Annotated in this window: 14 protein-coding genes and 1 pseudogene; 7 read left to right on the top strand and 8 right to left on the bottom strand. The window is 46.1% G+C overall.

Annotation, left to right across the window (positions count from 1 at the left end; translation table 11 throughout):
* Window positions 1-295: 295 nt before the first annotated feature.
* The 7 genes and pseudogenes from PORUE0001_RS05775 to PORUE0001_RS05750 form a co-directional block, all read right to left on the bottom strand.
* Window positions 296-781 carry a DUF1896 domain-containing protein gene (locus PORUE0001_RS05775; protein ID WP_004359020.1) on the bottom strand — a complete coding sequence of 162 codons (486 nt, stop codon included), beginning with the start codon at window positions 779-781 and terminating at the stop codon, window positions 296-298.
* A gap of 55 nt (window positions 782-836) precedes the next feature.
* On the bottom strand, window positions 837-2,120 hold the full coding sequence (locus PORUE0001_RS05770) for a site-specific integrase (RefSeq protein WP_004378883.1): 1,284 nt from the start codon (window positions 2,118-2,120) through the stop codon (window positions 837-839).
* A gap of 12 nt (window positions 2,121-2,132) precedes the next feature.
* Window positions 2,133-3,386, bottom strand: a complete 1,254-nt coding sequence (locus tag PORUE0001_RS05765; RefSeq protein ID WP_004359018.1) for a site-specific integrase — start codon at window positions 3,384-3,386, stop codon at window positions 2,133-2,135.
* Between the two features lie 257 nt (window positions 3,387-3,643).
* Window positions 3,644-5,257: a hypothetical protein gene (locus PORUE0001_RS11140; protein WP_007365535.1), complete on the bottom strand. Its 1,614-nt coding sequence runs from the start codon at window positions 5,255-5,257 to the stop codon at window positions 3,644-3,646.
* 67 nt (window positions 5,258-5,324) lie between these two features.
* Window positions 5,325-6,539, bottom strand: a pseudogene (locus PORUE0001_RS11135) (N-6 DNA methylase); the annotation flags it as partial.
* Between the two features lie 478 nt (window positions 6,540-7,017).
* Window positions 7,018-9,090 carry a type IA DNA topoisomerase gene (topB, locus tag PORUE0001_RS05755; RefSeq protein ID WP_007365528.1) on the bottom strand — a complete coding sequence of 691 codons (2,073 nt, stop codon included), beginning with the start codon at window positions 9,088-9,090 and terminating at the stop codon, window positions 7,018-7,020.
* A 21-nt stretch (window positions 9,091-9,111) separates the two neighbouring features.
* Window positions 9,112-10,518, bottom strand: coding sequence for a DUF4099 domain-containing protein (locus tag PORUE0001_RS05750; RefSeq protein WP_007441845.1), 1,407 nt, complete (start codon window positions 10,516-10,518; stop codon window positions 9,112-9,114).
* Between the two features lie 325 nt (window positions 10,519-10,843).
* Between PORUE0001_RS05750 and PORUE0001_RS05745 the strand changes: the two genes are divergently transcribed.
* From PORUE0001_RS05745 to PORUE0001_RS11125, 7 genes are all read left to right on the top strand, one after another.
* Window positions 10,844-11,113: an immunity 17 family protein gene (locus PORUE0001_RS05745; RefSeq protein WP_039865705.1), complete on the top strand. Its 270-nt coding sequence runs from the start codon at window positions 10,844-10,846 to the stop codon at window positions 11,111-11,113.
* A gap of 7 nt (window positions 11,114-11,120) precedes the next feature.
* Window positions 11,121-11,396, top strand: coding sequence for a hypothetical protein (locus PORUE0001_RS05740; protein ID WP_039865704.1), 276 nt, complete (start codon window positions 11,121-11,123; stop codon window positions 11,394-11,396).
* Between the two features lie 5 nt (window positions 11,397-11,401).
* The gene (locus PORUE0001_RS05735) at window positions 11,402-12,031 is read left to right on the top strand and encodes a hypothetical protein (protein WP_039865703.1); all 630 of its coding nucleotides are present in this window, start codon (window positions 11,402-11,404) and stop codon (window positions 12,029-12,031) included.
* A 3-nt stretch (window positions 12,032-12,034) separates the two neighbouring features.
* On the top strand, window positions 12,035-12,619 hold the full coding sequence (locus PORUE0001_RS11095; protein ID WP_007441842.1) for an RHS repeat domain-containing protein: 585 nt from the start codon (window positions 12,035-12,037) through the stop codon (window positions 12,617-12,619).
* A 64-nt stretch (window positions 12,620-12,683) separates the two neighbouring features.
* Window positions 12,684-12,803: a hypothetical protein gene (locus tag PORUE0001_RS11130; RefSeq protein ID WP_157750196.1), complete on the top strand. Its 120-nt coding sequence runs from the start codon at window positions 12,684-12,686 to the stop codon at window positions 12,801-12,803.
* Window positions 12,800-13,171: a DUF2750 domain-containing protein gene (locus tag PORUE0001_RS05725; RefSeq protein ID WP_039865702.1), complete on the top strand. Its 372-nt coding sequence runs from the start codon at window positions 12,800-12,802 to the stop codon at window positions 13,169-13,171. The genes PORUE0001_RS11130 and PORUE0001_RS05725 overlap by 4 nt, the downstream gene beginning before the upstream one ends.
* A 2-nt stretch (window positions 13,172-13,173) precedes the next feature.
* The gene (locus PORUE0001_RS11125) at window positions 13,174-13,386 is read left to right on the top strand and encodes a DUF2695 domain-containing protein (RefSeq protein ID WP_081454306.1); all 213 of its coding nucleotides are present in this window, start codon (window positions 13,174-13,176) and stop codon (window positions 13,384-13,386) included.
* Between the two features lie 773 nt (window positions 13,387-14,159).
* Here PORUE0001_RS11125 and PORUE0001_RS05720 read toward each other — a convergent pair.
* Window positions 14,160-15,213, bottom strand: a 1,054-nt coding sequence (locus PORUE0001_RS05720; protein ID WP_232501422.1) for a TraM recognition domain-containing protein, incomplete at its 5' end; no start/stop codon positions are given.

Genomic DNA, 15,213 nt, shown 5'->3' with positions numbered 1-15,213 from the left:
TTATCGTCAGTCCTATCTGTTGTTAGTTGTTACGCCTTGCGTCCAAAGAGCCTGAGTATGCCGTATTCTTGTCGTGCCTATACTCTCTACGGCAGCCCAGCCCTGCAAGGTTGGGAGAGATGAATACGACCGCATGGATATAGAAAATGGCAATACCACCTTGAAACAGAGAAATCCTGCGGTGGAGATTCTTCTCTCCATCCGCAGGACTCGACCTTGTCAGGGCAGACAGGCTGCCGTTGTACCTTTGCACGATAAGAAACGGCATCAGGAACTTTGCGTGCGCCGCCTTTGCCTACAACGCCTTCAGGCTTGCTTCCTCCGTCAGTCTGACCGTTGGCAGATTGTTGCTCTCGATGAGCAGCACTATCGTGCCTGTCAGTTCGGTGTAAAGACGGCCGTATTGCTCGTCAGAAGCCAATGTGTCCGTCAAACCGAACTTGTCGAATGTGGCTTGAACAGCCTTGTTCGACAACAGTATAGGTACGAGTTTCTCTGGGAGCGGTGCAGGAAGTTCCCTTTCAAACTCGTTTTCCAACACGGATATAAGCGTATCGTACTTGGAAAAGTGCAAGCCTTGATACAATGCCTCGCTTGCCATGCTCTCCGCTTCAATGTGTGTAAAGCCTTGTGCTACAGCATCGCAGTAAACTGTGAGAGCCATATCTGCCCGTGCAGTGATAAACTCCGTATCTTGCAACTTTTCGGGGTGATGCTCACTCATGTAACTTCTTAACTTCAATCGGAAGTAGGAAAGTTCCTTTTTGTTCTTCTGTTTCATTGTTTTTCTTGTTAAAAAGTTGGACTTCTTTTTTTTGAATCATTCATTACGGCTGTTACATCCCAATTATGGGACTTGACTTTTTCGGTGTTCTTGACGGACACAGCCGTAAGGCTTTACGCAGTACCCTTGTATGCTCACTACCCATCAGGGGTTGCATTTCCTTGGCAATCTTGCTCTTGGTCACCCGTGCATAAATCTCGGTCGTGGAGATGAAGCGATGCCCCAGCATCTTGCTCACCGTCTCTATCGGAAGTCCGTTCTCCAGACAGATGGTCGTGGCAAAGGTGTGCCGTGCGGTGTGCGAGGTCGCTTGAGTATGCGGTGGCAGTCCTGCCTTAATACATATCTCCTGAATAGTTCTATTGAAATTACTGTTGCTGGGAAACTCTCGAAAGAAAAGCCCCTCCCTTCGTCCGTGGCTCACAATGGCGAGTATTTTCTCGGCAACGGGCAGCAACGGGACAATACTTCTGTTCTGTGTCTTTGTTCGACAGAGCGATATGTACCTACGCCCATCCCCGAATGTATAAACATCGTCCATTCGGAGTTTCTTTAAGTCTGAGAATGCCAGCCCCGTGAAACATCCCAAGAGGAAAATAAGTCTGCAATGGTTATCTGTCGAGCGGTGCGGACGGTAAGCCAAGAGTTTTTGCAGGTCGTCCGCCGTAAGTGCATTGCGCTCGTAGGTAGGCGTTTCTATGTCTATGAGTTCAAAAGGGTCTTCACGAACGTATCGCTCCTGCAATGCCTTGCGAATGACCTGATGCAAGTGGCGTAGGCGGTTGCCGACACTGCTTTCCTTGTTTCCCAAGTCCCGAAGCATAAAAAGGCGATAGTCCTCAAGCAAAGTCTTGTCCACCTCTGTGGGCATACAGTCTGCCCTGTCCCTTACTTGCAGGAAATGAACAAAACTCTTGTAGCTGTCCTTAAAAGCCCTGACAGTTGCCTTGCTTAATGTTCTGCCCTGCAATTCCTCCTTGTATTCACAAACGGATTGATATAGCTCCGTAAGTGTTGGCATGGGGCGACTTTGCTGCATATAACGCTCCTTGAGGTATTCCGCCGTGATATAGTTTTCTTCCCTTAATGTACGTTCATAGAGTGAATGCAAGCACTCTTCTATTGAGTTCAGTTGCAGATTGATGCCGCTTGAATTACCTGTTGTCGCCTTGATGCACCCTTTTCGGGCAAGCCACTCGTCGGGGGAAGTTTGCAACTGCGTGGAAAACGATGAGGACGTTCCATTACAGGTGATACGGCAACGGATTACGCATAGTCCGTCTTCATTGGTCTTGCTTCTATCTATGTAGAATAGTATGGCAAATGTACTTTTCATTGTTCTGCGGTTTTAGTTGGTCAGTTGATAATGTGCGAGTTGTGGAAGTATTTTCTCTATGTCCAGAAAGACACGCTCGGGAGATGTCTCCGCATACACTTGCGTGGTTTTGATTTGACTGTGTCCGAGCATTTTGGAAACGCTCTCAATGGACACGCCCTCCGACAGTGTCATCTGAGATGCGAAGGTATGCCGTGCCATGTGATAGGTCAGCGTTTTCTGAATACCGCAAAGCCGTGCTATCTTTTTGAGGTGTATGTTTACCGTGTCGCATCCGGGTATGGGCAGCAGATACCCCTTGGGCGGTTCGTGTCGGAAAGCCCTCGTGTGAATGCCCCGATAACGCTCGATAATGGCAGTGGCTTCGGGAAGTAGGGGGATGTGGCACACGTTGCCCGTCTTTATTCTCGGCTTGCGTATCCAAGTCATTCCCGCTTCGTGAAAGACGTGCTGCTCCGTCAAGTGATACACGTCGGTATAGGAAAGCCCCGTCAGGCAGGAGAAAAGGAACATATCCCTCGACACTTTTTCATAGCCTTGCAATTTATCTTCTCCCAAGGCTGCGATAAGACCTACCTCCTCCCTTGTGATGTAACGTGGAGTACCCACTTCCCAACGAATGGAATGGTTGATGAAGGGATAGGTGTCAATGATGTGCCGTTTATGCAGGTCTTTGAGCAAGGAAGCCAGCATGGAGAGATAGCCAGCCGAAGTGTTGAGCTTGAATCCCTTTTCTTTGGCGAAGTAGTCCTCCAAGTCTTTGATAAAGGCGATGTCGGCTTTCTGCACGGGAATATCCTCCACACGGTAGCGATACCTGACGAAGTTTGCCAGATGCTTGTGAAAGAGCAACAGGCATTTTAGTCTGCGTTCGCTGCGGTCTATGCCCACACGCTCACGGAAGCGGTCGATATACTCGTCTGTATGATGCAGCAGTCCTTGTGACTCACTGTTCAGTCCGAATACAAGCTCCCGTACTCGCTCTGCCGTGATGGGAGCATCGGATTTACCCGAAAGAGACTCATAAACCTTGTGTATGCTCACCTGAAGGCGGTCAAGTTCCTTGTTTACCGATACGGCTTCGGCACTCTTGCCCAGCAGTCGGTTTTTGCGACTGTCCCACAAACGAGGAGTACACGAGCATTTGCAACTGAACTGTACCATAGAGCGTCCTGCGCTGATGCGTCCCATGATGGGACTTTTTCCGTTTTTGTCCTGCGTACCTCTCTTGAGGTAGAAAAGCAGCTTGAATTTTTCTTTTTCCATTGTTTTTTACTTGCAAAATTACACTTCTTTGAGGAACTTTGAACGATGCAAAACATTGATAATGAAAGAGAAAACTCCGTTTTAGTTACCACTTTCAGCCGTCCTTTTCCTTTCATCGTTTTTCGAACGATTTGGTAACTGAACTCCCTCCTTTTCGCTCCCTTTTCTGCCTGTTTCCTATGATGCAACCCTAAGAAGAAACAAGCAATATCCGCTGTATTTCAGTCAGATATGAGTTTTATGCCATTTTCTGCTTTCTACTCCCATACTTCCGCATAAAAGGCTGCCAGCTCTGGCACTTTGATGAAGGTCCTGAAGCGTTCCTTCTGTATGATGTCATTGGTGATGGAGAACTCGTAATCGGTAGACTTCTTTGCAAAGACAGCAGCCCAAGCATCAAAGCTATTGATGCCTTGCTTTTCGAGTGCTTGAGGACGTAGGTACTTGAAGAGCAGATAGAGCTCTGTGAGAGAGTTGCTGATGGTCGTGCCACTAAGGAAAGTAGCTCCTAAGTCTTTACCCGACCGCTCCTGAATGGTACGTATGGCAAAAAGCATATTGAGTGCACGCTGTGAACCCTCTGGGTTACCTAAGCCAGAGACTCGGTCGTGACGGGTGTTGAACATCAGATTCTTAAACTGATGACTCTCGTCCACAAAGAGGTGATCAATGCCCATCATTTTGAAGTCCACAGCATTATCCTTACGCTCGGCAATACTATCTTGAATGCCTTGTAGTTTGGCTTCGAGGGTCTGCTTTCGCCTCTCCAATCCCTTGAGCATCGCTCGGGAAATGTCTGCACCTTGCTGACGAAGGACTTCTAGGTTTTCCTCTATAGAGTCTTTCTCCTTTTGCAAGATTGCCTCTTGTATCTCTAGAGCTTGAGGTATCATCCCAAACTGCTCATGGGTCAATATGATGCAATCCCAATCATTGTTCTTGATGTCGTTAAAGATGCGTTGGCGGTTTTGCTTATTGAAGTCGTTCTTGCCGGGATATAGCACTCTAGCATTGGGATAAGCCTTTCTAAAAGTGTCGGCAATGTCAAAGACATTTGCCTTTAGTCCGATAATCATCGGCTTGTTTGCTAAGCCCAAGCGTTTCATCTCATAGGCTGCTGTACACATGATGAGGGTCTTACCAGCCCCTACCTCATGGTCACAAATACCCCCGCCATTGGCGTTGAGCATCCATACGGCATCCTTCTGACTCTTATAGAGGTCAGTGATACCTAGCCCTTTCAGATTTAGATCGGGAAAGGATTGATGCGCACCGTCAAAGTTGGGACGTACGAAGCAGTTGAATAGCTTATTATATCTGTCGGATAGTTGTTGCTTAAAGCTCTCTAGCGTTCTGCCTAGCCAATCTACAAAGCCCTGACGTATCTCCTCTATCTTAGCATTAGCCATCTGTATCGCATGCCCATCACGCACTTTGATAGTTTTCGTTTCGCCTGCCTCTAGATCTCGTACCTCTTTGTTTTTATTGATATCGGGGATGGTATTGTGCAAAGCATGCTTTAAGAGATTAAGTCCATCATAGCGTCTGAACTCTCCCTGCACAGCATACTTATGCCAAATGTTGCCATTGCGTCTATCACATTGCAAAACATATTCATCCATCGTACTCTGATAGGTGACGGTGATCTCTGTCTCAAAGAATTCTGAGGCAAATGCTCTATAGACTTTAGCTGGTATCCACCGCTCCCCAAGGTTGAAGTCAAGCTCAGCAAAGGGTATCGGTGTAGGTGTGGCAGCCCGTAGGGCAGCTAAGCTTTGCTGTGCTTCTTCATGATCGGGATGCTCTAGTAGCCACGACTCAATCTGCTCGCTCTTCTCTATCACATTGCCTGAGATAAACTTGTCTGCCACCTCGTAACCATCTACTTCTGGATTGTAGTAGATACGTCCCTCTAGAGCTGAGATGATGTCACTCTCCTTCTTCGCTCATCGCTATACCCGTTTCATAGAGCTTGCGGTCAAAACGTGCTGCCACATCTTGTGTGAGCTGTATTCGGAGGCTCTCAGCTAGTTCCTCCATAGTTCCCTCAAAGCGATATTCCCAAGTTGGCTTGCCGTAAGGGTCTCTTCCCAGCTCACGACTGGTGGCTATGGTGCGAGGCGCCACATCATTCCACGAGCCCTCGAAAAGTGAGTTATGGTTGAACGCCATAGTAAAACCATCCCCCTTGGGTACAGCGACTGTCTGAACAAACTGCTTCTCCAGCTCCTCGCCAATCTCCTTGCCCGATTGCTTTTGCAAGACAATCAAGTCGCTTCCGACTTCAGTTCCTGCCTGCTCGCTAAACATACCTGATGGCAGACGGATAGCAGAGATGAGTCGGCTGTTTTGCATCAAATAGCGTCAGATTGGCTCATTTAGAGCTGCATCGAGTACGCCTTGTGAAGTGATAAATGCAACGAGACCTCCCTCTCTAGTACAGTCCAAGCCCTTTACGAAGAAGTAATTGTGAATGGCTCGTGTTGACTCCTTTTTGAAGAGATCATTCCCCCTACTATACTCACGGTCATAGACCATAAAGTCTCCAAAGGGGATGTTGCTGGTTACAAGGTCATACTTCTCCGTTTCTTCTAGGGGTGCTATCGCTTCAAAGGGTTCATTTCGCACGAAGATGTTGCCCTCGCCATATGGGTGCAACGCTTGACTGATGCGAGCCGTGAGCAGATCTTTCTCCAAGGCATCAACAAGGCCCACCTGCTTGGCAAATGTTTCGGCAAAAGCCCCCATCCCCGAGGAGGGGTCGAGGCACCGTTTGAGCGTCACACCACTTGTTGCTAGAGCATCTGAAATAGCAGAGACGATACGTCTATCTGTATAGAATGAGGTGAGCACGCTTGCCTTGATGCTCTCCCAGTACCGCTTGGCGGTGTGAGCATCGACCGCTTCCCGATAGATCATCTGCTTGAACTGCTGTGTCGGAGCAAAGAGTTCTTCCTCCGACTTACTCCAATAGCGGATGTCCGCTGGCGTGTCTGTGCGGTTCAATACACACTTCAGACCTCCGAAGCCTTGGTAGCCACGCAAGATGCGTTTCTCTGCTTCGGTAGCTGGACGATGCTCTTTTTCTAATCGTAGCACCACACGGATTGCTTCTGCATTTGCTGCCAAAACTGCTTTCTTGTTGTATGCCATAGAGGTACTCTGTTTGTTGATGATAGTTGTTAGCCATGGAGGGAGGAAGTCAATCCCACGAAATGGGTTGAGATACCTCCCACAAGAATGGAAGTACGATTACTTGATGTTTTTGTTCCTCACGTGAATTGGTGGAGTCTCGTCTGAGTGGAACTGTTGTTCACCCCCGTCACGCCACAGTTTCATCCGTATGGGAAAAGTTTCCCATAGGCTTGGCACGGGAGTTTCTTCCCCATGAAACTGCAGTTTCTCCCCTATAAAACTAGAGTTTCCTACGTATGAAACTGTAGTGCCAATAGGGGTTGGCACTCGAGTTTCTCCCCGATGGGACTACAGTGCCAAAGCGTATTGGCACTACATCGCTCCGCTAAGAAACCACAAAGGCTCCCCAAGTGGCTTCCTATTAACTACGATAGAACATGTGGAAAATGTCCTGAGAGATAGTTGTGGCACTGAGCTATGTCGCTTGTGCGGACTATTACTTCTTCCTCTTTTGCTCGAATTCAAATTTGGTCGAACCATCCTCTTGTAGAACCAATCGGGCATTGAACTTCTTACCAGCCTTGCTCGTCAAACCTTTCAAGATTGGGGTACGCCCCTTGGTTATGAGGTCGCGAATGTTCTCATCGGAGAGATACGTACCACATACTTCACGGAATATGTGGAAATCACAATCATCATTCTTGCATCTCGCTACCTTGGCATAGATCCCCACACTCTCACGACCACACTTAGGGCAGTGATATGTGGGATACCTTTGTTGCCTAGATGCAGGTGCGAGTGAGAGCAATTCTTCACAAATGGTGGAAACGTAGGAGTTGATGCCTTGTGCAAACTTACCAGCATCCATACTTCCTGCCTCGATTGCTGCTAGCGCCACCTCCCATGCTCCGGTCATCTCCGCATTGGCAATGCGTTTATCTTTAACGATTTCATAGACGGCTAATCCTTTCTCCGTCGGGACTATGCTCTTCTTCTCCCTACGGATATAGTCACGTAGGATGAGTGTCTCAATGATGTTGGCTCGTGTGGCAGGAGTGCCTATGCCACACTCTGCCAAAGCCTTTTTACTTGCGATATCCTCTACCTCCTTGCCTGCATGCTCCATAGCAGAGAGCAGGGTCGCTTCTGTATAGAGTGGCTTAGGCTTGCTCTTTTGCTCGATTATGTCTGCTTGTTGCAGGGGTAAAGTTTGCCCCTCGGTCAAGTTGGGCAAAGAGGACAAAATCGGCTCGTCCTCCTCGCTCTCTTTATGCTCTTGAGGAGTAGCACTCTGCACAGATTTCCAACCCAAAGAGACTTGACGGCACGCTTTCCAGACATAGCTGTTGGTCTCGTCCTTGAGTACTACCTGCATACGCTCCTCTTCAGAGTGCGCCGAGAAGGCTTCTGCGAAGCGGGTAACAATCATTTGATAAAGCGTGGTCTCATCTACCGACAATACCGATGCGGTTTCTCCCGTGGGGATAATGGCATGGTGGTCGGTAACTTTGCTGTCATCTACGGAGTGGCGGTTCAGCTCTTGGGGTAATGGTGTGCCAATCTTGCGAAGGAGGTCGGGAACTTCCTCAAAAACATCTTCACTGATATATCGGCTACCCGTACGGGGATAGGTAGTGAACTTCTTCTCATAAAGCGACTGTGCGAGGGTGAGGGTCTTATCTGCAGAGAAGCCGTGACGTACATTAGCCTCCTTTTGCAGAGCGGTCAGGTCATACAAGAGGGGTGGAGCTGTATGCGTTACCTTTCTTGTGACCTCTGTGACCGTAAGCGAGCCGAGACTGCGTAATGAAGTGAGCGCAGTTTGGGCAGCAGCTTCATTATCAAAGTTCTGTAGGCTCACAGCTTTGATGGATAAGCCCTCGTCCTCTATCGTCGCAGTGAGTTTCCAATAAGGAACAGAGGTAAAGTCTCTATGCTCCATATAGCGATGACACACCATGGCCAAAGTTGGGGTCTGCACTCGTCCTAGTGAGTAGCCTCCACGGTAAGCAATGGAGAGTGCTCGGCTGGCATTGATTCCCATCAACCAGTCAGCTTCTGCTCGTGCTTGGGCTGCGTAGTAGAGATGGTCATAATGACTCCCGGGCTTGATATTCGCTAGACCCTCTCGGATAGCTTTGTCAGTAAGAGAGGAGATCCATAGGCGATCAAATGGCTTGTGACTGTTTAAGTGTCTGTAAATCCAGCGAAAGATGAGCTCGCCCTCTCTTCCAGCATCTGTTGCCACAATAATACGATCTGCCTGATTAAAGCAGGAGCCTATTGCCTTGAGCTGCTTGAGTGCTGCAGGGTCTTCGTGGTACTCTTTGTCCTTACGCACTTGTCGGACAATGAGCTGGAAGGGATTGGGGCAAATGGGCAACTCTTCTGCTTTGTATTTAGAATAGCCATAAGCTTCGGGCATGGCAAGTGTAATGAGGTGTCCCATAGCCCACGTGACGAGGTAACCGTTTCCCGCTAAATAACCGTCTTGCTTTGTTGTCGCTCCAACGATTCGGGCTATATCTCGTGCTACTGAGGGTTTCTCAGCAATAATACATGTTGTCATAGTCTTTGAAAGGATTATGGGTTACATCTTACGTCCTCGGGACTTCTTCTGCTTGTTCTCGTCCTGCTTCTGCTTTTGTTCAGCAGTGGGCTCTGTTTGCCCCTTTTTCAGAGGCTCTTTCACCTGCTTGGTAGCTTCGTTGGTCTTGCCGTGATTATTTACGGCTACTTGCGTCTTGTGCTCTTCCGCCACGGCTTCGACCTTTCCCGTCCCTTGCTTCTTGTCAGGGTTCCACTTGTAGAAGCGTGGGCGGTTCTGCTCTTTGTCCATACGGACATAGGCATTGAAGGGTTGCCCCTCTTTATCGATCATATTTTTGAGATAAAGTGTGCGACCGTTGTCTAAGGCTTCTCGTTGCTTCTCTGACAACTCTAGACCACAAAGCTTGCGAGGTGCCTTGTCTTGTTGACGATCTTGTCGCTGTTCCTGACGCTCTTTGAGACTCTTGTTCTCTCCGAAGATGAACTCAATGCCTTTCTTCTCTGCATTGACCTGAAGCGTAGCATCGAAAGACTTGCCACTCTTAGCGGTCATACCTTCTACTTTCACCGCTTTGCCCTCCACTAGATCTTTGTATTGTTGATCAGAGAGCGTGACGCCTTTGATCTCTTGAGGAATGCTTACATGGTCGGCACGCAAGGCGATAATCTCATTGGTCTGCGGGTCGATGGAGACGTAGGCTGCAAAAGGCTCTCCGCTCTTGGGTGTTACCTCGATGGTCTTGCCAAGGTTGCCTGTCGTGAGCAGTTGCTCTTTTTCCTCGGGTGAGAACTTGTAGCCCATATAGGGGTAATCGAGTTGTGGCTCTTTACGCATAGCGTGTATGGCTAACCCGATATTGCCCTCATTATCTGTGCGGAAGGCAAGGCGAGCCTCTGTGTAGATAGTTGTATCTCCTATGGGGATGGCTATGGTCACGAGGTTGCTCTTCTGCCAATTGAGCATCTTCTCTAGCTCACCACTCTGCTCTAACCGCTCACGAGAGAGTCCGAGACTGTCGAGCATCTTCCAGTCTACCTTTTCTGCATCAATGGCTGTGCTCTTCTTCTGCTGTGGTAGATAGTCTTCAAAGGGTACACCGACCTCTGCCAACTGCTGTCTGCTTTCAGGAGTCTCACGGCTTTGAAGCAGAGTACGCAGGTTATCTACGCCTTGCTCCACATTGTTCGCCACCACCTTGTATAGCCCGAAATGGGAGGGGTTGTTGAACTGCTTGAGGAAGTTGGTCATAAAGTTCTTCAGTAGTCCATCCTTGCTGTTGAACTTTAGAAATGCCGCTTGGTTGGCTTCAAGAGGCTCAGTCGTTTTGAGCTTGCCCTTATCATCAATCCCCGAAACGATGGTGAGTTTTCCCGCTTCATGCTGGTTCTTTACCTCGGTGCGATCCTCTAAGACCAGCACGTAATTGTCATTGCTATTTGCTTCCATAAATCACTCTGTTTGATTTGAATAATACCTTTCAGACAGCAAATATATAAGCTAAAATGACCTCTCCTAAATCTCAGGGAATTATAAGGAAAGGTGGTGATGAAAAAGAAAAAAAACAAGCCCGGGGTATACCACGACAAACTACCCCAAACTACCAGAGTCAACTAAAATCAGTATCTTTGAAAAGTCAAGACAACTCATTCTAGTATGACGACGAAAACGATGTCAACCGAAATCAGTTTCAGCAAAAAATAAGTCAACCATTTTCAGGGAACGTCAATGTACCAGCAACAAATGAAAACCCCTCCACAAATCCCGTCAGATTATGGAACAATTGAATGATTTTTTCGGCAAGTTGTTTGCCTACCTCCGGGAACATCCGCAATACGGGCTTCTCGTGGCAATCCTCCTTGTAATCCTGTATCTCATAGGGTTGATTTTTGACTGGAAATGGACGCTGCTGCCGAGCGGGAACAGCGACTTTACGCAAATGTGGATTGACCTGTTTGGCAGGAATGCCGTCCGGTTCATGAAGGGTGTCCTCGCCGTCCTCCTGCTTCTTGCCTTAGTTTACCTGTACTACCATTATAAATAATCCGCCTATGTCTTCGCCTTCCACCTCCCACGGTTACTTTGAAAGCGACAGCACCCAGTTGTCCCTGAGTGTGGGCTCCTCGTTTGAGGGTGTTGCCGGCAATTCCTCCGCCAACGCCTCACAGGGCATCTCTGCGGACGTGAGCGCCGTGGATACGGGCATGAAGGCGGGCATGGCACTGGCGGAAGCCAGAAATGAACACGCTATAGTCAGTTTCCGCTACGACAACATGTGGTTGCCCGTGGAGGAGCGGAGTAATGAACACGTTATCAAACGTACCTAAACGCTATGTGTAAAGCTAGAATCACATTCGACACTCCTAGCTATTTAAAAGTAAGCGAAATATGCGATGAGCTTCGCGCATTTTCCTCAATCGTAGAAACAAAATACAAACAAATGGATTTTGACTTTGTTTTTTGTTTTAGGGTATTGTACACTACAAGAGGGATTAGGTCAAAAGTTAGATTTGAGAAAGACAGCAATTATCTTGGCATGGACTTGATAATGCCCGAAGATGAATTTAGACCGTATAAGAAAAATGTATCTATGCAGCGGGCGACTATGGGCAGACACTTTTTCCCATTCTTTGCAGAGAACATTAAGAAGTATAAGTACAAACTACCTTCTTTGCAGCCTTTTATAGGAGATTTGATAGAGGATATGCGTTTATTCTTAATTGAAAATCTTTGGTTACCTGCTGAAGATGGCAAATTAAAACTATCGATTATAGAAACCGTATCTTATGAGCGGGCAATGGAGTTGTTTGGAAATCCTAAACAAAAAGTATTCTCTGAAAATGAGGAAGGGCAAAAAGTTCAAGATTTAGTATGGACGGTCGAAGAAGGTACTAAACTTTCAGCAAAATATATTCTCACAGATAAAAAATGGAATCTTCAAAATTATGAGGTATCATATTGAGGTATGTCAAAGCAGATATGCAATGAGCAGGGAGAGATAGAAGAAAACCAAAAAAACCTCAGGACATGGCTCTTTGAGGAGGAGAGTTTCGTGCCCTTGGCTCTGTTCCAGGACGGCAAGGCATACTCCATAGTGACCGACCATCTGGGTACGCCCGTGGAGGCATACAACGAGCAGGGCGAGGAAGTGTGGTACCGCAGGCTTGACATGAACGGGAAGGTCATCGAGGTGCGGTCCATGCTTTATACTTCCTACAAGGATTACATCAAGATACCGTTCCTTTTCCAAGGACAGTACTATGACGAAGAAATCAAACTGGCATACAACAAGTTCAGATATTATGACCCTCAAATGGGTAGGTATATATCTGAAGATCCCATCCGCTTTGCGAGTGGGACGATAGCTTTGTTCTCATATGTAAGTGATACGAATGGATGTTTAGATTTATTGGGATTATCATATTCCCCAGGAAGAAAAGGGCGACAAGAAAGATTGAAGAGCCTTCTGAATGACGACAAACTTCCCAAGCATGTTAAAGGGTGGATTAGACAAGAGATTAATGCCATCAATAGAAAACATAAAAAATAAAAATGGTAGAATAAAGAAATATATCCGTAACCCCAAAGGATATGATTTGGCGCATTATTGAGGTATGGAGTCTGCAAAAGGGTATGATTACCGATATTCTCATCTGAACTACACTAGTAATCATAGGTTGCAGCATAAGTACGATGGATATGGAATAAAGAATAAAAATATTGGAGAATTATGAATGGATTGAATATTGAAGAATTTATGAACCTCCCTTATGGAAAACGATTCTCTTATACGATAAGCCGTATCAAAGAGAATCAAACAATATGGAGTTTTAAACGAAAAAGTGGTAAATTTTCGATGAATATTGGCATTAATGATATACCAGAACTTTTAGTGTGGAGCGATGAAAATTTTGCATATTACAATTTAACAAAAGAATGGAGTAATGAAAAAGTTGTCTCTATATCAGTTGAAGAGTTTGAAAAAGAACTGTATCCTAAACTTCTTGCAGGTAACTACAATATTTTAGTTGCTACAATGGAATATAAGCGAGGGAAAGTAATCTCAGCACAGAATTTTTTAAATTTAATACGTAAGGATTAATTATGTGTTTATCAAATGAATGTTTATTAGAACTATTGGATTATATTGATAGTCAAATGACATTCCGACCTTGTAAGGGCGATTTGTCAATTACTATCGATTTTTTGCGTAAAATAGGTCGTAGGGATATAGAAGGAACCGTTAGTTGGTTAAAAGAATATGGTGGATATTGCGACTGTGAAGTCTTGGCTAATATGGATATCGAAGAATTGTAATGTTTAAGATGTTTGCCCACGTTTATAGTTCTCTAAATGGTGGGACAGCAAGTCCGAACGCTGGCGGTATATCTGGAACCAGAACGGAACGCTGAAGGAGGTCAGACCTCCCGGAGGGGGAGATTTTGCCTTTGATGCCCTGTTCACCTATGACGCACTCGGAAGAAGACTGAGCAAGGATGCCATTGGCATCACCTGCTGGCTGTGGAACGGCAACGTGCCCCTGCACGAGTGGACACCAAGTCAGAGGCACAATGAGCAGGGAGAGATAGAAGAATACCAAATTTAGCCCCAGACAAACTTTCATTGGTCCTGCATCAAAATCAAGGAGATAAGATTATGCTATTAAAAGAGATTGCATATTGGACATATTATTTTTTATCAAAAAACAAGAGCTACGGAAAATCTGCAGATACTCGCATAGACTCAGCCTTAATTGTTTCTGTCTTATTATTTGTAAATATACTTACTATAGTTTATATCGCAGAACAGCATATAGGATTAAATATATTACAACATCTACCCATAAAAAGCAGAAACGATTTACTTTCATGGGTATGGTCTGTCATAATAATCATGCCAATAGTAACATACATGTATAGATGCTATTTCAGGAAGTCAAGAATATCCCATCTTGTTGATGAATATCAGGAGAAAAGTCCTAAGCGTCTATTTTTGGGAAAAGTCTTTTTTGTTTTTTATTGTAGTTCAACATGGATGATATTTTTCTATGCTGTAATATAATCTTTTCTCATTAAAAACTTTATTGAAGATTACTGTTTGATCAAATGAGAAAGTAATGGGTCGTTTTTAACCCTTTCCATTTCTGAATCAACCAGCAAGAGTATTTCTTGCTTTACCTTACGATAGTTGGCTTCAATAGTCTCTTTGAGATTATCGGAGCCATCTTTATTTTTGAAGTCCACTATCATAGGTATAGGCTGGTATGTTTTCATTTCAGCGGAAATTTTGGTAGAGTCCACGACTATCTCCGCATGAAAAATCTTCTGGTCGATGCGCTCATCGAAATTGTCTGAGACAGCTCCAACAAACATACCTTGTGTAAGGTTACTAATCTTACTTGCGGGAATCAAGCTATCCATCTGCGTAGATATAGATGTGGACTTGTCATTACGGTTGATGGTCATAGACTGCCGTTGTTGTAGAACCTTACCGAAACGCTCGGAAAGCGTCTTAGCCGTTTCACCTACAACTTGCCCGCTAAAAACATTACCCACGGTGTTCTGTATCACCTTACTCTCCTTATCCCCATAATCTCGGGTCAGCTGCGAGAAGTCCTGAAAGCCTAAGCACACAGCGACCTTGTTACTACGAGCTGTAGCAATCAGATTATCAAGACCACGGAAGTAGATGGTCGGTAGCTCATCTATAATCACCGAGCTTTTAAGTTGATGCTTCTTATTGATAAGCTTCACAATGCGGCTATTGTAGAGTCCAAGAGCAGCCGAATAGATGTTTTGTCGGTCGGGGTTGTTCCCTACTACAAGCACTTTCGGCTCATTTGGGTTATTGATGTCTAGAGAGAAGTCATCGCCCGTCATCACCCAATACAATGCTGGTGAAATCATTCTTGACAAAGGAATCTTTGCTGATGCTATCTGCCCCTGTAACTGGTCTTGCGCGCCACCCTCCCAAGCATCCAGAAAGGGAGAGAGATAGTTAGCAAGCTCGTCATATGAAGTCAGAATAGGGAATATTTGAGCGCTTTCTAAGTTCAAATGCAAGTAAAAAGCGAAGTTTTTTTTCTCGTTTCGCAAGCTCGGTCGACTTCTCTTCGGGAACCCGCTCGTCGGGGTGGGGGCGTCC

The organism is Porphyromonas uenonis 60-3 (assembly GCF_000174775.1).
In the GTDB taxonomy this organism is placed as follows: domain Bacteria; phylum Bacteroidota; class Bacteroidia; order Bacteroidales; family Porphyromonadaceae; genus Porphyromonas; species Porphyromonas uenonis_A.
Note: the sequence above shows the minus strand (reverse complement) of the source record. Positions and strands in the feature narration are given on the sequence as shown.